The 18,400-nt window shown below is 57.9% G+C and carries 18 protein-coding genes; 11 read left to right on the top strand and 7 right to left on the bottom strand.

Features of this window, described 5'->3' with window-relative positions:
• The first annotated feature begins 36 nt into the window (after nt 1-36).
• From pheP to O1721_RS09705, 5 genes are all read left to right on the top strand, one after another.
• Nucleotides 37-1,422 carry a phenylalanine transporter gene (gene pheP / locus O1721_RS09685; RefSeq protein ID WP_032668731.1) on the top strand — a complete coding sequence of 462 codons (1,386 nt, stop codon included), beginning with the start codon at nt 37-39 and terminating at the stop codon, nt 1,420-1,422.
• 316 nt (nt 1,423-1,738) lie between these two features.
• Entirely contained in the window at nt 1,739-2,974 is a 1,236-nt protein-coding gene (locus tag O1721_RS09690) for an MFS transporter (protein ID WP_032647590.1), read from the top strand.
• 15 nt (nt 2,975-2,989) lie between these two features.
• Nucleotides 2,990-4,015, top strand: a complete 1,026-nt coding sequence (locus O1721_RS09695; protein WP_032103893.1) for a sugar phosphate isomerase/epimerase family protein — start codon at nt 2,990-2,992, stop codon at nt 4,013-4,015.
• Nucleotides 4,008-5,150 carry a Gfo/Idh/MocA family protein gene (locus O1721_RS09700; protein WP_032647592.1) on the top strand — a complete coding sequence of 381 codons (1,143 nt, stop codon included), beginning with the start codon at nt 4,008-4,010 and terminating at the stop codon, nt 5,148-5,150. Before O1721_RS09695 ends, O1721_RS09700 begins: the two co-directional genes overlap by 8 nt.
• A 75-nt stretch (nt 5,151-5,225) precedes the next feature.
• On the top strand, nt 5,226-6,197 hold the full coding sequence (locus tag O1721_RS09705) for a LacI family DNA-binding transcriptional regulator (protein ID WP_015571213.1): 972 nt from the start codon (nt 5,226-5,228) through the stop codon (nt 6,195-6,197).
• Here O1721_RS09705 and O1721_RS09710 read toward each other — a convergent pair whose 3' ends face one another.
• Both O1721_RS09710 and O1721_RS09715 read right to left on the bottom strand, forming a co-directional pair.
• Nucleotides 6,198-7,442, bottom strand: coding sequence for a mechanosensitive ion channel family protein (locus O1721_RS09710; protein WP_032647594.1), 1,245 nt, complete (start codon nt 7,440-7,442; stop codon nt 6,198-6,200).
• A 67-nt stretch (nt 7,443-7,509) separates the two neighbouring features.
• Nucleotides 7,510-8,946, bottom strand: a complete 1,437-nt coding sequence (locus O1721_RS09715) for an MFS transporter (protein WP_017382555.1) — start codon at nt 8,944-8,946, stop codon at nt 7,510-7,512.
• A gap of 107 nt (nt 8,947-9,053) precedes the next feature.
• Between O1721_RS09715 and O1721_RS09720 the strand changes: the two genes are divergently transcribed.
• From O1721_RS09720 to O1721_RS09730, 3 genes are all read left to right on the top strand, one after another.
• Complete coding sequence (locus tag O1721_RS09720) at nt 9,054-9,923, top strand: helix-turn-helix transcriptional regulator (protein WP_017382554.1); 870 nt, start codon at nt 9,054-9,056, stop codon at nt 9,921-9,923.
• Nucleotides 9,924-10,062: 139 nt separating this feature from the next.
• Entirely contained in the window at nt 10,063-10,392 is a 330-nt protein-coding gene (locus O1721_RS09725; RefSeq protein WP_017382553.1) for a type II toxin-antitoxin system RelE/ParE family toxin, read from the top strand.
• Nucleotides 10,373-10,660, top strand: coding sequence for a helix-turn-helix domain-containing protein (locus tag O1721_RS09730; protein ID WP_015571209.1), 288 nt, complete (start codon nt 10,373-10,375; stop codon nt 10,658-10,660). Before O1721_RS09725 ends, O1721_RS09730 begins: the two co-directional genes overlap by 20 nt.
• Nucleotides 10,661-10,696: 36 nt before the next feature.
• Here O1721_RS09730 and nfsB read toward each other — a convergent pair whose 3' ends face one another.
• From nfsB to O1721_RS09745, 3 genes are all read right to left on the bottom strand, one after another.
• Nucleotides 10,697-11,350 carry an oxygen-insensitive NAD(P)H nitroreductase gene (gene nfsB / locus O1721_RS09735; RefSeq protein ID WP_003858884.1) on the bottom strand — a complete coding sequence of 218 codons (654 nt, stop codon included), beginning with the start codon at nt 11,348-11,350 and terminating at the stop codon, nt 10,697-10,699.
• Nucleotides 11,351-11,470: 120 nt separating this feature from the next.
• On the bottom strand, nt 11,471-11,839 hold the full coding sequence (locus O1721_RS09740; protein ID WP_017382552.1) for an MmcQ/YjbR family DNA-binding protein: 369 nt from the start codon (nt 11,837-11,839) through the stop codon (nt 11,471-11,473).
• Nucleotides 11,829-12,419 carry a TetR/AcrR family transcriptional regulator gene (locus O1721_RS09745; protein ID WP_003858882.1) on the bottom strand — a complete coding sequence of 197 codons (591 nt, stop codon included), beginning with the start codon at nt 12,417-12,419 and terminating at the stop codon, nt 11,829-11,831. Before O1721_RS09745 ends, O1721_RS09740 begins: the two co-directional genes overlap by 11 nt.
• 191 nt (nt 12,420-12,610) lie before the next feature.
• Between O1721_RS09745 and O1721_RS09750 the strand changes: the two genes are divergently transcribed.
• Nucleotides 12,611-13,714: a RomA family MBL fold metallo-hydrolase gene (locus tag O1721_RS09750; RefSeq protein WP_032647598.1), complete on the top strand. Its 1,104-nt coding sequence runs from the start codon at nt 12,611-12,613 to the stop codon at nt 13,712-13,714.
• A gap of 32 nt (nt 13,715-13,746) precedes the next feature.
• Nucleotides 13,747-14,088 (top strand): RamA family antibiotic efflux transcriptional regulator, encoded by a 342-nt coding sequence (locus tag O1721_RS09755; RefSeq protein WP_003858880.1) that lies wholly within the window; start codon nt 13,747-13,749, stop codon nt 14,086-14,088.
• Between the two features lie 73 nt (nt 14,089-14,161).
• Here O1721_RS09755 and O1721_RS09760 read toward each other — a convergent pair whose 3' ends face one another.
• Nucleotides 14,162-16,306, bottom strand: a complete 2,145-nt coding sequence (locus O1721_RS09760; RefSeq protein ID WP_032647599.1) for a TonB-dependent siderophore receptor — start codon at nt 16,304-16,306, stop codon at nt 14,162-14,164.
• A gap of 123 nt (nt 16,307-16,429) precedes the next feature.
• Between O1721_RS09760 and O1721_RS09765 the strand changes: the two genes are divergently transcribed.
• The gene (locus O1721_RS09765; protein WP_032647601.1) at nt 16,430-17,998 is read left to right on the top strand and encodes an alpha/beta hydrolase-fold protein; all 1,569 of its coding nucleotides are present in this window, start codon (nt 16,430-16,432) and stop codon (nt 17,996-17,998) included.
• Here the strand turns inward: O1721_RS09765 and O1721_RS09770 are convergent.
• The gene (locus O1721_RS09770) at nt 17,984-18,232 is read right to left on the bottom strand and encodes a DUF1158 domain-containing protein (protein WP_003858875.1); all 249 of its coding nucleotides are present in this window, start codon (nt 18,230-18,232) and stop codon (nt 17,984-17,986) included. The two genes, O1721_RS09765 and O1721_RS09770, sit on opposite strands and share 15 nt — an antisense overlap.
• Between the last annotated feature and the right edge of the window lie 168 nt (nt 18,233-18,400).

An 18,400-nucleotide genomic window follows, 5' to 3' on the forward strand; every position in this document is an offset into this window, starting at 1 on the left:
AACGTGCCCCTTCTAAAAAAGAGACAGGGGTAGGGCGTGAAAGACGCGTCATCCGCTTCAGGCCATGGTAGCGCTGAAGCTTCGTCGGATCAGAGTCCGACGCTGCAACGTGGTTTGCAAAATCGACATATTCAGTTAATTGCCCTTGGCGGCGCGATCGGTACCGGGCTGTTTCTCGGCATCGGCCCCGCCATTCAAATGGCTGGCCCGGCGGTTCTGCTGGGTTACGCTCTCGCCGGGATTATCGCCTTCCTGATCATGCGCCAGCTCGGCGAGATGGTCGTTGAAGAGCCGGTGTCCGGCTCCTTCGCACACTTTGCCTATAAATACTGGGGGCCGTTCGCAGGCTTCCTCTCCGGCTGGAACTACTGGGTGATGTTCGTGCTGGTGGGCATGGCAGAGCTGACCGCCGCCGGCATCTATATGCAGTACTGGCTCCCGGACGTGCCGACGTGGATTTGGGCCGCGGCCTTCTTCATCATCATTAACGCCGTTAACCTTGTGAACGTGCGCCTGTATGGCGAGACCGAGTTCTGGTTTGCGCTGATCAAGGTGCTGGCGATTATTGGCATGATCGGCTTTGGCCTGTGGCTGCTGTTCTCCGGCCACGGCGGCGAGCGCGCGAGCATCGACAACCTGTGGCAGCACGGCGGCTTTCTGGCGACCGGCTGGAAAGGGCTGATCCTCTCGCTGGCGGTCATTATGTTCTCCTTCGGCGGGCTGGAGCTGATTGGCATCACCGCAGCTGAAGCGCGCGATCCGCACAAAAGCATTCCGAAAGCGGTCAACCAGGTGGTGTACCGTATCCTGCTGTTCTATATCGGCTCGCTGGTGGTGCTGCTGGCGCTCTATCCGTGGGTAGAAGTGAAATCTGACAGTAGCCCGTTCGTAATGATTTTCCACGATTTAAACAGCAACGTGGTGGCTTCGGCGCTGAACTTCGTCATTCTTGTGGCGTCATTGTCGGTCTACAACAGCGGGGTTTACTCCAACAGCCGCATGCTGTTTGGCCTCTCCGTACAGGGCAACGCGCCGAAGTTCCTCACCCGCGTCAGCCGTCGCGGCGTGCCGATCAATTCGTTGTTCCTGTCTGGCGCTATCACCTCGCTGGTGGTGCTGATTAACTATCTGCTGCCGAAAGAGGCGTTTGGCCTGCTGATGGCGCTGGTTGTCGCCACGCTGCTGCTGAACTGGATCATGATCTGCCTGGCGCACCTTCGCTTCCGCGCGGCGATGCGACGCAAGGGGCGCGAGACGCAGTTTAAAGCGCTGCTCTATCCGGCGGGGAACTACCTCTGTATCGCCTTCCTCGGCCTGATTCTGGTGCTGATGTGCACCATGGATGAGATGCGCCTGTCAGCGATGCTGCTGCCGGTGTGGGTGGTGTTCCTGTTTATCGCGTTTAAGCTTTCACGAAGGTAAAAGCAAAACGGCAACCTGGTTGCCGTTTTTAGTGTTTGCACCCTCTCCCTGTGGGAGAGGGCCGGGGTGAGGGCACCAGACCGCACCACACTGCCCGCCTTCACGCCCGGTGGCGCTGCGCTTACCGGGCCTACATGTTCGGGGACGTTATTTAGTAGGCCGGGTAAGGCGCAGCCGTCACCCGGCACCTCCCCTTCACCTTTATCGTGACTCCCCTCCCAATTCTGTTTTGATCCACAGGATCTTTGTTTTGTAATCGATTACTTTTCATTTGAACGAATTTGTAATCGATTACTTTTTCCGGGTGAGGCTTATCATGGTGTCAACTGAGAGTAGTGAAAAGGCGATAACGCAGCACCGGCTGCTGGTGCCGCGTCTGTCGCTGATGATGTTTCTGCAATTTTTTATCTGGGGTAGCTGGTCGGTCACGCTTGGCCTGGTGATGACCCGGCACAACATGTCTTTGCTGATTGGCGACGCGTTCTCTGCCGGACCCATCGCTTCCATTCTTTCGCCGTTCGTGCTCGGGATGCTGGTGGACCGCTTCTTTGCCTCGCAGAAGGTGATGGCGGTGATGCACCTCACGGGCGCGGCGATCCTCTGGTTCGTGCCGGGGGCGCTGATTGCTGAGAACGGCGCGCTGCTGATTGGCCTGCTGTTTGGCTACACGCTCTGCTATATGCCGACGCTGGCGCTGACCAACAACATTGCGTTTCACAGTCTGGCGAACGTGGATAAAACCTTCCCGGTAGTGCGCGTGTTCGGCACCATCGGCTGGATCGCGGCGGGCATTTTCATCGGCGTCACCGGCGTGGCGTCCAGCGTCACCATCTTCCAGGTGGCGGCGGTCAGCTCCGTGTTGCTGGCGATCTACAGCCTGACGCTGCCGCACACGCCCGCCCCGGCGAAAGGCCTGCCGGTAAAGGTGCGGGATCTCTTCTGCGCGGACGCCTTCGCGCTGCTTAAAACCCGCCACTTCTTCGTCTTCTCCGTCTGCGCGATGCTGATCTCCGTCCCGCTCGGCACCTACTACGCCTACACCGCCTCGTATCTGGCGGATGCCGGGATTGCCGACGTCAGCACCGCCATGTCCTTCGGGCAGATGTCTGAGATCGTCTTCATGTTGGTCATCCCTCTGCTGTTCCGCCGCCTGGGCGTGAAATATATGCTGCTGATCGGCATGCTGGCGTGGTTCGTGCGTTATGCCATGTTCGCGCTGGGCGTCAGCGAGGAGGGGCGCATTCTGCTGTATCTCGGCATTCTGCTCCACGGCGTCTGCTACGATTTCTTCTTTGTCGTCGGCTTTATCTACACCGACCGCGTGGCGGGCGAAAAGGTGAAAGGTCAGGCGCAGAGCATGATCGTGATGTTCACCTACGGCATCGGCATGCTGCTCGGCTCGCAGATTTCCGGCGCGCTCTACAACCGTCTGGTGGCAGGGCAGACCGTGCCGCAGGCGTGGGTCACATTCTGGTGGATCCCGGCGGTGGCTGCCGCGGCGATCGCGCTGATTTTCCTTCTCACGTTTAAGTATGACGATGACAAGGCGTAATGTTCAGGAGGTGGTATGAGGACAATGAAAGGACCTGGCATTTTTCTGTCGCAGTTTATTGGCGGGGAAGCGCCCTTCAACACGCTCGACGGGCTGGCAGGATGGGCGGCGGGGAAGGGTTACAAAGCGGTGCAGATCCCCTGCAACCATCCGCATATCTTTGATGTGGAGAAAGCCGCAGAGAGTCAGGCCTACTGCGATGAAATCGCGGGCAAGCTGGCCGCGCACGGGCTGGTCATCAGCGAGCTGTCGACCCATCTGGAAGGGCAGCTTGTGGCGGTAAACCCGGTTTACAGCGAGGCGTTTGACCACTTCGCCCCTGCTTCCGTGCGCGGTAACGAGGCGGCGCGTCAGGCGTGGGCGACGGAAAAGCTGAAGCAGGCGGCGGTCGCCTCGGCCCGATTAGGCCTGAAAGCGCACGCCACCTTCTCCGGATCGCTGGCCTGGCCGTTTTTCTATCCGTGGCCGCCGCACAACGAGCAGCGCTTTCAGCAGGCGTTCCAGGCGCTGGCAACCCGCTGGCGGCCGATTCTGGATACCTTCGACGAGCAGGGCGTGGACGTCTGCTTTGAGCTGCATCCGGGGGAAGATCTGCACGACGGCGTCACCTTCGAGCGTTTTCTGGCGCTGGTCGACAACCATCCGCGCTGTAATATTCTCTACGATCCAAGCCATATGCTGCTCCAGCAGATGGACTATCTGACCTTTATCGATATCTACCATGCGCGCATTAAAGCGTTCCACGTGAAGGACGCCGAGTTCCGCCCCAGCGGGCGCAGCGGCGTCTACGGCGGCTACCAGCCGTGGATCAACCGCGCCGGACGCTTCCGCTCGCCCGGCGACGGACAGATCGACTTTAAGGGCATTTTCAGCAAGCTGACCCAGTACGACTACGACGGCTGGGCGGTGCTGGAGTGGGAGTGCTGCCTGAAGGATGGCGATACCGGCGCGAGTGAGGGCAGCGAATTTATCCGCCGTCATATCATCCCGGTTTCCGGACGGGCGTTTGATGATTTCGCCGCAGGGGGCAGCCATGATTAACGTCGGGATTATCGGCAGCGGGTTTATTGGCCCGGCGCATATCGAGGCGCTCAGGCGTCTCGGGTTTGTGCAGGTGGTCGCGCTCTGTGACGGCTCGCTCGTTAAGGCGCAGGAAAAGGCGCACCAGCTCAATGTGCCGCACGCCTGTGCCAGCGTGGAGGAACTGCTCGCGCTCCCTAATCTGCACGCGGTGCACAACTGCACGCCGAACCACCTGCACGCGGAGATTAACCGCCAGATCCTGCGTGCGGGCAAGCACGTGTTTTCCGAAAAGCCGCTGTGCATGACGCCGGACGAGGCGCGCGAGCTGGTGGCGCTGGCGGAGCAGGCAGGCGTGGTGCATGGCGTGAGTTTTGTCTATCGCCAGTTTGCGATGGTGCGCCAGGCGGCGAGCATGATGCGTGCGGGCAGCCTCGGGCGGCTGTTTGCTTCGCACGGCAGCTATTTACAGGACTGGATGCTGCTGGAAACCGACTACAACTGGCGGGTTGATGCCGCGCTCGGCGGCGCGTCGCGGGCGGTGGCGGATATCGGCTCCCACTGGTGCGATACGGTACAGTATGTGACCGGCAGGCGCATTACCGAGGTGATGGCTGATTTATCCACCGTCTGGCCGACGCGCAAGGCCAGCGCGGGCGGTCATCAGACCTTCTCCCATGACGAGCAGGCGGAGTATGAAGACAAACCGGTCACCACCGAAGACTTTGGCTCGGTGCTGTTCCGCTTTGACGACGGCAGCAAGGGCAGCTTTAGCGTCTCGCAGGTGAGCGCGGGGCGAAAAAATCGCCTGACCTTTGAAATTAACGGCAGCGAGCAGTCGGTGGCGTGGGATCAGGAAATCCCGCAGCAGCTGTGGGTCGGCCATCGCGCCAGGGCAAACCAGATACTCTGCGACGATCCGGGCCTGATGAACCGTGACGTGGCCGACAGCGCCCACTTCCCCGGCGGGCACATTGAAGGCTGGCCGGATGCCTTTAAAAATATGATGGCGCAGTTTTACCGTGCCGTGCAGGCGGGCGCGATGCCGGATAATCCGCAGTTTGCCACCTTCCACGATGGCACCTGTGTGATGTATATCATTGATGCGATTATGAAAAGTCATCAGCAGCAGCGCTGGGTGCGCGTGGAATACTGACGCATTGCCCGGTTCGCCGGGCAATCAATTTATGGTAGCCTGCACAAAACGCTAACCGCAGGATGTATCGTCGCTATGTCAATTCAGAAAATCGCTCAACTGGCCGGGGTATCCGTAGCAACGGTCTCCCGCGTACTGAATAACAGCGATACCGTGAAGGCGAAAAACCGCGAGCGCGTTTTGCAGGCGATCCAGGAGAGTAACTATCAGCCCAATCTGCTGGCGCGTCAGCTGCGCACTGCCCGCAGCTATATGATCCTGGTGATGGTCTCGAACATCGCCAACCCGTTCTGCGCCGAAGTGGTGAAGGGCATTGAAGCCGAGGCAGAAAAGAACGGCTATCGCATTCTGCTGTGCAACTCCGGCTCGGATATTGAGCGCTCCCGCTCGGGCTTAAGCCTGCTCTCCGGCAAAATCGTCGACGGCATTATCACCATGGATGCATTCTCGAAACTGCCGGAGCTGGCCGCGCTGATTGGCAACGCGCCGTGGGTGCAGTGCGCTGAATACGCCGATGCGGGCGCGGTCTCCTGCGTGGGGATTAATGATGTTGATGCCTCCCAGCACGTTGTCAGCCAGCTTGCCGACGGGGGACGCAAACGCATTGCGCTCATCAACCACGACCTCAGCTACAAATATGCCCGTCTGCGCGAGCGCGGCTATAAGAGCGTCATACACCTGCGGGATCTGGACTATCAGGCGGTGGAGTACGCCAGTGAGCTCAGCTCTGGTGCGGGCATGGCGGCGATGCAAAACCTGTTAAAAGCAAACCCGCCGGATGCGGTGTTTGCCGTTTCCGATACGCTGGCGGCGGGGGCGCTGCGCGCCATTCAGCAGGCAGGGCTGCGGGTGCCAGAAGATATCGCGGTGGTCGGCTTTGACGGCACCGAGCTGGCGGAGATGATTTCACTCACCACTATTGAACAGCCGTCGCGGGATATCGGGCGCAAGGCGGTCAATCTGCTGTTAAATAAGATCGACAACCCGGATGCGCCCACGGAAAGGGTCATGATGGACTGGCGCTTTATTTCCCGCGCCAGCTCCTGATTATCTGGCGATGACGCCAGCCAGCGAGCGAATATCGTTTCCGGTTGGCGACTGGTGAATACGTAGGCCAAATTCATCTACCACCGCGAAAATATGATCGAAGATGTCGGCCTGAATATCTTCGTATTCCGCCCAGATCACCGTGTTGGTAAAGGCATATATTTCAATCGGCAGCCCGTTGGCATCCGGCGCGAGCTGGCGCACCATCAGCGTCATATCTTTACGAATACGCGGGTGGTTACGCAGATATTCATTCAGGTAGGCACGGAAGGTGCCGATATTGGTCATCTTGCGCAGGTTTAATACCGATTCCCCTTCGCCGTTCTGCTGATTCCACAGGTTAATTTCCTCATGACGCGCGGCCAGATACGGCTTCAGCAGTTTCGCCTGAATCAGCTTCTGCTGCTCCTGCTCGTCGAGGAAATGAATGCTGGTGGTATCGATATTCAGGCTGCGCTTGATGCGGCGTCCGCCGGAGGCGGACATGCCGCTCCAGTTGATGAACGCATCGGACACCAGCGCCCAGGTCGGGATGGTGGTGATGGTGTTATCGAAGTTGCGCACTTTAACGGTGGTCAGGCCGATGTCGGTCACCGTGCCGTTGGCGCCGTATTTCGGCATCTCCAGCCAGTCGCCGAGCTTGAGCATGTCGTTGGCGGAGAGCTGAATGCCCGCCACTAAGCCCAGTATCGGGTCTTTAAAGACCAGCATCAGAACGGCAGCCATCGCACCCAGGCCGCTTATCAGAATGGCGGGTGACTGACCGATCAGCAGGGAGATAATCAGTATCCCCACCAGAATGGCACTCACCAGCTTAACGCCCTGGAATATCCCCTTCAGCGGCAGCTGCGAGGCGGTGGCCATTTTCTGCGACAGATTGAAAATCACGTCCAGCAACGAGAAGAAGGAGAGCAGGGCATAAATCATCACCCACAATTTCGCGCAGGTGGTGAGTACTTCCGCCGCTTCGCTGCCTTTTTGCAGCCACAGAACCGCCTGAACGTTGACGATTATCCCCTGGAGGGTAAACGCCAGACGGTGAAATAATTTGTTCTGCGTAATGATCTGCAACCATAAATGACTGCTGGCCTGGGCGCGTTTCTCGAATGCGCGCAGCACCACTTTGTGCAGAATAAAATGAACGATAATGGCCGTAAGAAAAATAATACCAAAGATAATCACTAAAGAGGTGGTGTGATTAATTTCAATCCCTAACTCTTCAACCTGAGCAATTAATTCCTGCATAACGTCTCCTGTATTGATGCAGCCCCATAATGGCGGCTGCGGATCTATTATGCAAATTCAGGCAGTTTTATTTTGTCGCCGGACAGGCCTTGACGACCGGTAAACACAGACGATGACGCATACGCAGCGTGACCAGCGCCAGCACCACCATCATGGCCGTTTCCACCATCAGGAAGACGTTGACCGCCTGGGTATAATCTCCGTGATGATTTTGCAGCCCGTGCAGCAAAATCGCGCCGAAAATGGCCGGGCCAAGCCCCAGCGCAGCCTGTTGCAGCGTGCTTAAAATCGCGCTCGCGGCCCCCGCGTCGTCAGGCTGAATATCGCGCATCCCGATACGGTAGAAGCTGTTTACAATCAGCGCCTGCCCGTAACCCACCAGCCCGGTGGCCGGGGCCAGCGTCAGCGCGGTATTCTGCATTCCCCAGTGACGGAACGTGGCGATCAGCGCCACCAGGCCGACAAGCTGAATCGCAAGCCCGGTCAGCAGGATGGCGCTGGTGCTGTAGCGGGCAATCAGGCGTGGGGCGAACCAGGCAGAAATAAAATAGGTGACGCCAAGCGCGATAAAGCTGTTCCCGGACTGCCACGGCGCCATCCCCAGACCGCTTTGCATGGTCAGCGCCATACAGAACATGAACCCGGACCAGACGCTGAAAAAGAGTATCCCGATCAGCACGCCAAAGCGGATGCTGCGCAGCTGCAACAGGCGCGGCGCGATGAGCGGGTGGGCATTCTCACGCTCTTTTTTGCGCGCGTTCAGCACCATCAAACAGGCCAGCGGCACAATCGCCAGCAGTGCGGCCTTCAGCGGCCACGACCAGTGCCACTGTGGGCCGAGCGCCATCGGGAACAGCAGACAGCACAGTATTGCCGTCAGCAGGACAGTCCCGGTCCAGTCAATGCGCGACGGCGTGTCGCGGCGGGTTTCCGGCACGTAGCGACGGCTCAGCGCCAGCACCACCAGACAAATCGGCACGTTGATAAAGAAGGCGTTGCGCCAGCCCAGCCCGGCGATGTCCGCCGACACCAGCCAGCCGCCACCCATCTGGCCGACGATAAACGCAATTCCGCCGATACCCCCGAACAGGCTGATCGCTCTGGCGTGTGCCGTTCCTTTTAACGTCACATGCAACGTCGCGAGAATTTGCGGCATGATCAGCGCGGCGCCCGCGCCCTGAAGAATGCGCGCGCCAAGTAACTGTTCGATATTGCCTGCCATGCCGCACAGCAGCGAGGCCAGGCCAAAACACGCCACGCCCCACATAAACAGGCGACGGCGGCCAAGGTTATCGCCCAGCTTGCTGCCGGGGGCCAGGCAGACGGCAAAGGCCACGCCGTAGAGGGCGACGATCAGCTCCAGTTCGGTGGCGGTGGCGTGTAACGAATGGGTGATGGAATCCAGCGCCACGTTGGTGATTGAGGTATCAATCAGCGGCAGCATCTGGCCGGTTAACAGCAATATCAGGCCCGCACGACCCGGTGAAACAACTGACGTATTCATGGTGACTCCATTGCGTCAAACAGCGTAGAGTCGTAGCATCAACCATCTGATAAACGGGTACCAGTTCTTGCTTATACTGGTACTGGCACTACCATGCAGGAGATGTTATGGCGCTGATGTCTGAACCTGTCACCTCTCTCCAGGATGACACCCGCAAGCAGCTGGGCGCGTTTTTGCGTGCCCGGCGCGAAAGCCTCGATCCGCAGCGGCTCGGCTTACCGCGCAGCGGCCGCCGCCGCACGCCGGGCCTGCGGCGAGAGGAGGTGGCGATGCTCGCCGACGTGGGGGTGACCTGGTACACCTGGCTGGAACAGGGCCGGGACGTCAATCCGTCCAGCGCGGTGATGGCCGCCATCGCAAAAGCGCTGCAATGCACCCCGACCGAAGCCCGACATCTTTTTGTGCTCGCCGGTTTGCCGCCGGGCGAAGCCCCGCAGGCGGTGTGTTGCGAGGGGATCAGCGAAGGCACGCGTCGCCTGCTGGATACCCTGATGCCGAAACCAGCCAGTATTCAGAAACCGAATTTCGATATCGTGGCCTGGAACGACAGCTTCGGACACCTGATGGGCGTCGATTTCAACGCCATCCCGCCGGAAGATCGCAACTGTATTTACCTGTTCCTCACCCATCCGGCGTGGCGCGCGCGGCTCGGCAAACGTGACGACGTGCTGCCGATTTTCGTCTCCTACTTCCGCGCGGCCATGGCTGAGCACCGTGGCGACCCGCTCTGGGAAGCGAAGCTGGCGCGTTTTTTTGCGGTGTCCGAAGAGTTCAAAACCCTGTGGCACCAGCGTAACGACGTGCGCGGTGTGGAGAACCAGCTCAAGCTGTTCACCCATCCCGAGCTGGGGGATTTTCATCTCCAGCAGATGTACTGGTACTCCGCCCCGCGAAACGGATCGCGGCTGCTGGTCTATTTACCCGTGGATGAGGCAGGGGAGAGGGCGATGGCGTGGCTGGCGGAGCAGGGGAAATAAGTTTTTTGCGAGGGGCTTTCAGGGAATCAACGCGGATCCGGTCCTGCCTGGAATAAGCTGGTAAGGTGAATCACGAAAGGCAAAATTAGCCTTTAATGCAAATTGCCTTACATGCTAATATTATCAGGGATGAAATACAGTGTTCAGACTTATCGTTCATGCGGCAGTCAGGGAGGAGATCCTCTCATTGCCTGCGGGAGTACAGGCGAAGCTGATTCGCCAGCTTGATAAATTACGCAACAACCCGACAGTATTGCGTGAACCTGACAGCAAACCCTTACCCAATGGTTTGTTCGAAATCCGAACCGTCGGGCTGATCCATACTCGTGGGATCTACGTTTATCAGCGGGAAAGAACCATTTTTCTGCTGCGGGTGTTTATCAAGAAGACGCAAAAAACGCCCTCTGCTGAACTCCGTCTGGCACTGAAACGACAACAGGAGATGTTGGATGAGCAAAAAGATTATTGACTGGGACGAACTCAGAGCTGAACTGTTAAGCGATTCAGAAGTTCAGGCTTCCTTTGATGCAGAAGAGCGCAAGGAACGCCTGCGGGAGATGCTGGCGCAATGGCGCAATCATGCTGGTCTGACGCGCGCCCAGGTGGCGGAGCGGATGGGCGTCAGCGCACCGACGGTATCACGAATGGAAGCAAATATTACCCGGGCGAGTCTCGATACATTAACGCGTTATGCGCTGGTGTGCGGGGTAAAGCATCCGCAGATAACGCTTTACTGAAAACGGGCACGCCGATAGCCGGCGTGCCAGAAGCGCTTAGCATTCAGTCACAATCGTGCTCAGCGGCAGGCGAGATTTCGGCAGCGTGGCGTTGAAATCTTCCACGCTGTGATGCCCGACCGGGACCACCACCAGGCTGGTGAAGCCTTTCTCTTTCAGGCCAAACTCTTCGTCGAGGATCGCGGCGTCAAACCCTTCGATGGGTACCGCATCCAGGCCCATCGCGGCCACGCCCAGCAGGAAGTTGCCGACGTTCAGGTAAACCTGCTTCGCCATCCACTGGTCGTCATCTTTCAGATCCACGCGGTGCATGTCGGCAAAATAGCAGCGGCCTTTGTGGTTCGCGGCTTTTGCTTCTGGCGTGGCGAAACGGCCGTCAGCCTCTTCCTGATCGACAACGCGCTCAAGCCAGGCATCGTCCATCGCGGTTTTCGCGCAGAACACCACCACGTGAGAGGCATCCAGCATTTTGCGTTCGTTAAACACATAGGTGCCCGCCGCGGATTTTGCCACGCGCGCTTTACCCTCTTCAGTGCTGGCAACAATAAAGTGCCACGGCTGGGAGTTGGTGCTGGACGGGCTGTATTGCAGCAGCGTTTTGATTTTTTCCGCTTCTTCTGCGGTCAGTTTTTTGGCTGGGTCGAACGCCTTGGTAGAGTGGCGTTTCAGGGCGACAGAAATAATATCCATAACAACTCCTGGTGATGAAATTCGCCCGCGGGCGGGCGTGAAAGGAAAGCAGATTACCGCGCGAAGCGGGAAAAGATAAGTGCGATTCGAGCGCTTATTCTGTTCGTCTCAGACGAACAATCAGGCTGGCCGAATCCACTTCTGATCTTTTTTCGGCAGTTTATCAACGACCAGATTCCACGAATCCGTAATCAGGTCGGTGACCAGTTCAGGCGTGATGTCGTCCGTGCCATAAAGTGAGATCCAGTGTTTTTTATTCAGATGGTAACCGGGCTCCACGCCACGGTAGATCTGCTGATTGAGCAGCGATTTTTCCGGATCGGATTTCAGGCTGACGTGGGCCCGACCGTGTGCGGTCGCCATCAGCATAAAAATTTTCCCGCCCACCTTAAACACGTCATACTCCGGGCCAAACGGCCAGCAATGTTCGGTAAAAGGCCTCTCCAGCGCGACGCGTCTGGCATGTTCCTGCAAGGATTTACTGTCCATGGTTATCTTCCTCAGCAAGCCCGCGCCACATGGCTTCAAAGCCCAGCGCTTTAAAATCGACGGCACGGGACGGATCGCGCGCGGCAAACTCCATGGTGGTTTCAGCCAGCGATAAGAACATTGCATCACCGAAGGTCTTAAACTCGTCAGACATAAACACCGGGCGGATCGAACGACGACACAGTTCATGCAGTTCCGGGAACATGTCTTTCACCGCCTGCTCGGTTTCGGCGTTCAGCTTTTCACTGACGCCAATCTGGCGGATAGCCGCATGCGCCAGGGGGTTACGAATGCCCCAGTCTACATAGCTGTTCCAGATATTGCGGGTATGCTCTTTTGGCTCGGTGATGGTGCGATCGAGATTCGCCAGCATGGTCTGGCAGAGATCCTGCTTCAGATGCAGGTAGAGGGCATTCAGCAGATCGTCTTTGGTAGCAAAGTAGCGAAACAGTGTCCCTTCAGCGACGCCCGCATTACGGGCAATTAACGCCGTTGAGGCGGCAATACCTGACTGCGCAAACGCAGCCGTTGCTGCTTCCAGTAAGGCCTGTTTTTTATCTTCACTCTTCGGACGTGCCACTAAATTTTTCCTCCCGTCAATTGTAAAAGCCCTGATTGAAACACGAGCCTTGATACGCTGCAACGCGGAATGTCAAAGATCGAAAACCTTCTTGACGGCGTAATCATCCTATCTATAATGAGTGCTTACTCACTCATAATCAAGTATCACCCGCGCAAACCATCGGATGGGGCGCGTAGGCGGGTCAGGAAATGAAAAAGCCTCTATTCATCTGCGTGGTGTTAGTCATGATTATTGCTTCAGCTGCCAGTTTACCGTTTGTACTGAATGCCGGATTTGGCCAGCCACCGCAGGGTGCGCAGCTCTCTGAAGTGGAAGCCTCTCCGCACTATCGCGACGGGCAATTCCATAACACGCTCCCTACGCCGGGCTTTACCGGGCAACAAAATATGCTGGTGGCGTGGTGGCAGTTCCTTACCCGTAAAACCGAAAATGCCCGTCCTGCGCAGCCGCTGCCGCTGGTGAAAACCGATCTGGCGAGCCTGTCGCCTGAACAGGACACGCTGGTGTGGCTCGGCCACTCCTCCTGGTATATGCAGCTGGCGGGGAAACGCATCCTGATCGATCCGGTTCTGAGTAGCTACGCCGCACCGTTCTCGTTCCTCAATAAAGCGTTTGCGGGGGAGTACCCGTGGCGTGCGGAGAGCATGCCGGAGATCGACCTGCTGATTATCTCCCACGATCACTATGACCATCTGGATTACGCCACCATCAAGGCGCTGCTGCCGAAGGTTAAGCGCGTGGTCACGCCGCTGGGCGTGGGGTCGCATCTTCGCTACTGGGGGATGAACCCGGAGATTATCGACGAGCGGGACTGGAACCAGTCGGTGCATATCAGCGATACGCTGACGATTCACGTTCTGCCGGCGCGCCATTTTTCCGGGCGCGGCATTAAGCGTAACCAGACCCTGTGGGGCAGCTTTATGTTTGTCACCCCAGAGCGAAAGGTCTACTACAGCGGAGACTCCGGTTACGGCCCGCACTTCAAGGCTATTGGCGAGCTGTTTGGCGGAGTTGACTTAGCCATCATGGAAAACGGGCAGTACGACCAGGACTGGAAGTACATCCATATGCACCCGGCAGAAACGGCGCAGGCCTCGGCAGATCTCAATGCCAAAGCGGTCGTGCCGGGACATAACGGGCGTTTTGTGCTGGCGAAACATACCTGGAACGATCCACTGATCCAGCTGGCGAAAGCCAGTAAGGATAAAAACTACCGGCTGCTGACGCCGGAGCTGGGCGAGCCCGTGCGGGTGAGTGATACCACGCAACAATTTCGCGAGTGGTGGGAATAATGTTTAAGCGAGAAGCAGAGGGGGAGAGCAGTATGACGATTTCCGCTCAGGTCATTGATACGATTGTCGAATGGATCGATGACAACCTACACCAGCCGTTACGCATCGAAGAGATTGCCCGCCACGCGGGTTACTCAAAATGGCATTTACAGCGGCTGTTTATGCAGTACAAAGGCGAAAGTCTGGGGCGCTACATCCGCGAACGCAAGCTGCTGATGGCGGCGCGCGATCTGCGTGAGTCAGACGAGCGGGTGTACGACATCTGCCTGCGCTACGGGTTTGACTCGCAGCAGACGTTTACCCGCATCTTTACCCGCACCTTCAACCAGCCGCCCGGTGCGTATCGCAAAGAAAACCACGGTCGGGCGCACTGAAAAACATCCCCTCACCCCGGCCCTCTTCCCAAAGGGGAGAGGGTTAGGGTGAGGGGAGCAGACCGCACCATGCTTACCAGCTGTAATTCACCGTCGCCGTCACCGTCCGGCCAATCCCGTAGAAGCACGCCGTATCGCTTGCGCATGACGCCACATACTTCGTGTCTGCCACGTTATTGACGTTGAACTGCACGCTTGCCCCTTTCAGGCTGCGGTTCATCTCGCCCAGATCGTAGCGCAGCATCGCGTCATACAGATCCACCGATGGCACCTTGAAGGTGTTCTTCGCATCGCCGTAGCTGGTGCCGATGTAGCGCATCCCCACGCCAGCGGTCAGGCTCTTCAGCGCTCCGCCCGGAACGGTATAGCTGGCGAACGCCGATGCCATATGCGCCGGAATGCGCGCAGGCGTTTTACCTTCAGTTCCCGTCACCGTGGTGCTTTCGGTTTTTGCATCGGTGTAAGTGTAGGAGCCAATCAGGTTGATGTTATCCATCAGCGTGGCGTGGATTTCCGCTTCAGCGCCTTTCGAACGCACCTTGCCCGCATTTTCGAACCAGCCTTCAGCGCTGTTATAGGTCGCCACGTTGTCCTGTGTTAAATCGTACAGCGCCAGGGTCATCAGCGTGGTGTCGACCGGCTGATATTTCAAGCCAATCTCGGTCTGCTCCCCGGTAGTGGGCCTGAATGGCGCGACGCCCGGCGCACGGTTGGTTTGCAGGTTCGGTTCAAACGAGGTGCTGTAGCTGATGTATGGCGACAGGCCAGAATCAAACGCGTACAGCAGGCCGGTGCGCCAGGTAAATTTGCTGTCGTTCTGCTGCGTAAAACTGTTATCGGTGAAGTCGCTGGTACGCACTTCGCTCCAGTCGTAGCGCCCGGAAACCAGCCACTCCCAGTTGTTCCAGCTCATCTGATCCTGAAGATACAGGCCCATCTGGTCGAGATTTTGCTGCTCGTCGGAGGCCGTTTTGAAGGTGCTTTCATCCACGTTCACGCCGTAAACCGGGTTTGTCCAGTCGAGGTCATACTGTGAGCCGCTCCCGCGCGCCAGCAGCTGTTTATCCTTACTGGTCTTGTAATCAAATCCGCCGAGCAGGGTGTGGCTGACGCTTCCGGTCTCCAGCAGATATTCCAGCTGGTTATCAAGGCCAAATTCGTTGGTCGTGCGCTCTTCATGCTGGGCGCGACGGGTCAACACCGTGCTGTTGGCCGCGCTGTTGGCGTAAACCAGATAACGATATTTCTGCTTGATGGTGGCGTAACGGGCGTTCTGGCGGAAGGTGAGGTTGTCGGCGAACTGGTGTTCCAGCTCGTAGCCAATCATCGTCTGCTCGCGCCAGGATTGATTGTAATTCGGATCGCTGACGTTAAAGTCGCGCGGGATGTATTTCCCGTCGACGCTTTTCACCGTGCCGTAGGCGGGCAGGAAGTTGCGGTATCCGGCATCCGGATCTTTCTGGTAGCTGGTCAGCAGCGTAAAGCGGGTCTGATCGTTCGGGTACCAGGTGATCGCCGGGGCGATCGCCATCCGCGTCTCTTTATAATCGTCCACCTGATTATGCTGCGTACGGGCGATACCGTTCACGCGATACAGCACGCGGCCGTCGTCGCTCAGCCTGCCGCCGAAATCAAACGCACCTTCGGCGAGATCGTGATTGCCGGTGCGGAACTGCACGTTGTGAATGGCCTCCGCCGTCGGGCGCTTGCTGGTCATGCTGATTAATCCGCCCGGATTCACCTGTCCAAACAGCACCGACGCCGGGCCGCGCACCAGCTCCACGCGCTCCAGCAGCCACGGGTCAACTGTGCCCGTCTGTGAGGAAGCCGTTGCGCCAAAGCTTAAGCCGTCGAGGAATTTCGGCACGTAGCTAAAGCCGCGCACAAACACCTCGTCGTTACGGTTAGACGAGCCCCGGTACTCGGTAAACACGCCCGCCGAGTAGCGCAGCGCCTGCGAAACGGAGGTGACGTCCTGCATGTTCATCTGATCGCGGGTGATCACCGATACCGACTGCGGCGTCTTCACGATCTCCGCGCTGGTCTTGGTGGCGGAGAGCGTTTTCGTCGCCACAATGCCTTTTACGGGCGCAGTGGGCTCTTCAGTCACGCCCTGCGTCACCGTAATCGTTTCTTCTTTCGTTTCTGCCTGAGCCGCGACGCTGGTCGTCGCCAGACTCAGCAGCCAGAGCTGCATTATCTTATTATTTTTAAACATTTTTATTGAACGTCCTTGGTTGCTATCGCCATAAAAACACCGGTAAAACGCCGCTGATGATATTGCAAATTATTACCATTTGCATTAGCGTTGTTAACAAATTTCGTTGGGGAACAAGCGGTAATGAAAAGGGTATGGAGTGGGTTGCTGTTGGGGATCGGCGCGCTGCCCGCCGTGGCGGCAACGTGCGAGCAGTCGTCCCGGCAGGGCGATGTTCAGGGAAAGTTTGATGCCAGCGGCGAAGTCTGCTTCTCCCTGCCCGAGCTGGATGAAAATTACGTTTCCGCCACGCTGCATGGCGTGACGGATGCGCGCCTGCTGGATGGGCAAAACCGCCGCATCCGCACGCTGATCGAAAACGGTCCTGCGGACGGGGAACACACGCTGCTGTTTGCCCTGCCGGTGAAACAGAACACCTCGCTGGTGCTACACGGCGAAGCCGGCAAGCCGTGGCGTTTTCAGTGGCGGATGAAAGAGACCTCTCCGTTACCACGCGTGCAGATGCTGGCGTCAGAAAGCCCGACGCTGAAGGCGCTGGCAAACGTCATTTCTGCCGGTGGAAGTACCGAGGCGTTCTGGCAGGCGCAGCGTCGACAGGGAACGCCGATGGTGGAGCCGGTAGATGCGAGCCATAAGCGGGTGACCTTTCTGTGGCGCGGCGCGCGGGATAACGTCTTCATTCTCGGCTCTCCGGCGGGGGATCACGATCCGCTGTTCCGTCTGGGCAACAGCGACGTCTGGTTCCGCAGCTACGTGGTCCCCGCTGATACGGTGATGCAGTACAAGCTCGCCCCCGATGTGCCGATCGTTGAAGGCTCTGCCCGCGATCAACGCCGCGCCATCCTGGTAAGCGCGCAGGCCGATCCGCTTAACCCGAATAGCTTTGGGGAGCAGAAGACCGATCGCTGGAATCGCTATTCTCTGCTCGATCTCAGCCCGGCGCGCTACTGCTCCGTTCGGGCTACGGCACAGCCGCTGTTACACGGGACGTTGAGCCGCCAGAGGCTGAGCAGCAACATCCTCGGCAATGCCCGCGACGTGATGATCTACCAACCGCGCGGCGCACAGCCTGCACGCTGGACGCTCATCCTTTTCGACGGACAGGTTTATCAGGACGAATACCATTTTGCCAACGTGCTGGACGGTCTGATTGCCCGACATCACCTGCCTCCGATTAACGTGGTGTTTATCGACAGCCTCGATCACGCCCGTCGCGGCAACGAGCTGCCGCCAAACCCGGATTTTGCTGACTTTATGGCGCACGAGCTGCTGCCGTGGCTGCGGGGGAAGGGCATCGGCATGCAGCGGCAGAAAACCGTACTGGCAGGATCAAGCTACGGGGGAATTGCCTCTTCATGGGTGGCGCTGCGCTATCCGCGCCTGTTTGGCAACGTGCTGAGCCTTTCCGGTTCTTACTGGTGGGCGCCGGAAGGTGACGCTCCCGGCTGGCTGACGCGTCAGTACCAACAGTCTCCACCGTATCCGGTGCGCTTCTGGTTACAGGCCGGGAAGTTTGAAACCACGGGACCGGGCGGCGGCATCTATCGCACCACGCAGGATTTTGAACAGGTGCTGAGGAAAAAAGGCTATCGCGTCAGCTTCCACCCCTCATCCAGCGGCCACGACTACGCGGCCTGGTGTGAAGCGCTGATCCACGGGATGCGCGATCTCACTGGCTTACGACGCCAGTGAAAACCAGCGGCGCCAGATGAAACGCAGGATAAAGAATTCGATGGCGCCGAGCACCAAAAACCACAGACAGAACAGAATGGTGTACAGCTGATTCAGATCGACCATATGAAAGGTCTGAACCAGCTTCTGCGCCAGCACCAGACCCAGCGACGGCGCGGGTAACAGCAGGCAGGAGAGCAGGGCCATCAGCAAAATGCCCCCTGCGGTGAGCAGCGATTCTAACGGGTGTTTCATCGTAATGTTAATCGTCAGTTAAAAATGTCATTGTCCGGCATCCTGAAACGTAAAGCAATATCATCCCCGCTGGCAAAATTGGGTAAAAGGCCACCGTTATTCTGCGAATTAATAACAGAAAATAGATAATATTTTCGGGGCGATTAAATTAATATCGCGTTATGTAAA

It is taken from the genome of Enterobacter cloacae complex sp. HYC033_NIDB (assembly GCF_056673335.1).

Bases quoted from the DNA above. Each gene is read 5' to 3' on its own strand.
- O1721_RS09690 (WP_032647590.1), top strand. From the start codon at position 1,739: ATGGTGTCAACTGAGAGTAGTGAAAAGGCGATAACGCAGCACCGGCTG.
- O1721_RS09695 (WP_032103893.1), top strand. From the start codon at position 2,990: ATGAGGACAATGAAAGGACCTGGCATTTTTCTGTCGCAGTTTATTGGC.
- O1721_RS09700 (WP_032647592.1), top strand. From the start codon at position 4,008: ATGATTAACGTCGGGATTATCGGCAGCGGGTTTATTGGCCCGGCGCAT.
- O1721_RS09705 (WP_015571213.1), top strand. From the start codon at position 5,226: ATGTCAATTCAGAAAATCGCTCAACTGGCCGGGGTATCCGTAGCAACG.
- O1721_RS09710 (WP_032647594.1), bottom strand. From the start codon at position 7,442: ATGCAGGAATTAATTGCTCAGGTTGAAGAGTTAGGGATTGAAATTAAT.
- O1721_RS09715 (WP_017382555.1), bottom strand. From the start codon at position 8,946: ATGAATACGTCAGTTGTTTCACCGGGTCGTGCGGGCCTGATATTGCTG.
- O1721_RS09720 (WP_017382554.1), top strand. From the start codon at position 9,054: ATGGCGCTGATGTCTGAACCTGTCACCTCTCTCCAGGATGACACCCGC.
- O1721_RS09730 (WP_015571209.1), top strand. From the start codon at position 10,373: ATGAGCAAAAAGATTATTGACTGGGACGAACTCAGAGCTGAACTGTTA.
- nfsB (WP_003858884.1), bottom strand. From the start codon at position 11,350: ATGGATATTATTTCTGTCGCCCTGAAACGCCACTCTACCAAGGCGTTC.
- O1721_RS09740 (WP_017382552.1), bottom strand. From the start codon at position 11,839: ATGGACAGTAAATCCTTGCAGGAACATGCCAGACGCGTCGCGCTGGAG.
- O1721_RS09750 (WP_032647598.1), top strand. From the start codon at position 12,611: ATGAAAAAGCCTCTATTCATCTGCGTGGTGTTAGTCATGATTATTGCT.
- O1721_RS09755 (WP_003858880.1), top strand. From the start codon at position 13,747: ATGACGATTTCCGCTCAGGTCATTGATACGATTGTCGAATGGATCGAT.
- O1721_RS09760 (WP_032647599.1), bottom strand. From the start codon at position 16,306: ATGTTTAAAAATAATAAGATAATGCAGCTCTGGCTGCTGAGTCTGGCG.
- O1721_RS09765 (WP_032647601.1), top strand. From the start codon at position 16,430: ATGAAAAGGGTATGGAGTGGGTTGCTGTTGGGGATCGGCGCGCTGCCC.
- O1721_RS09770 (WP_003858875.1), bottom strand. From the start codon at position 18,232: ATGAAACACCCGTTAGAATCGCTGCTCACCGCAGGGGGCATTTTGCTG.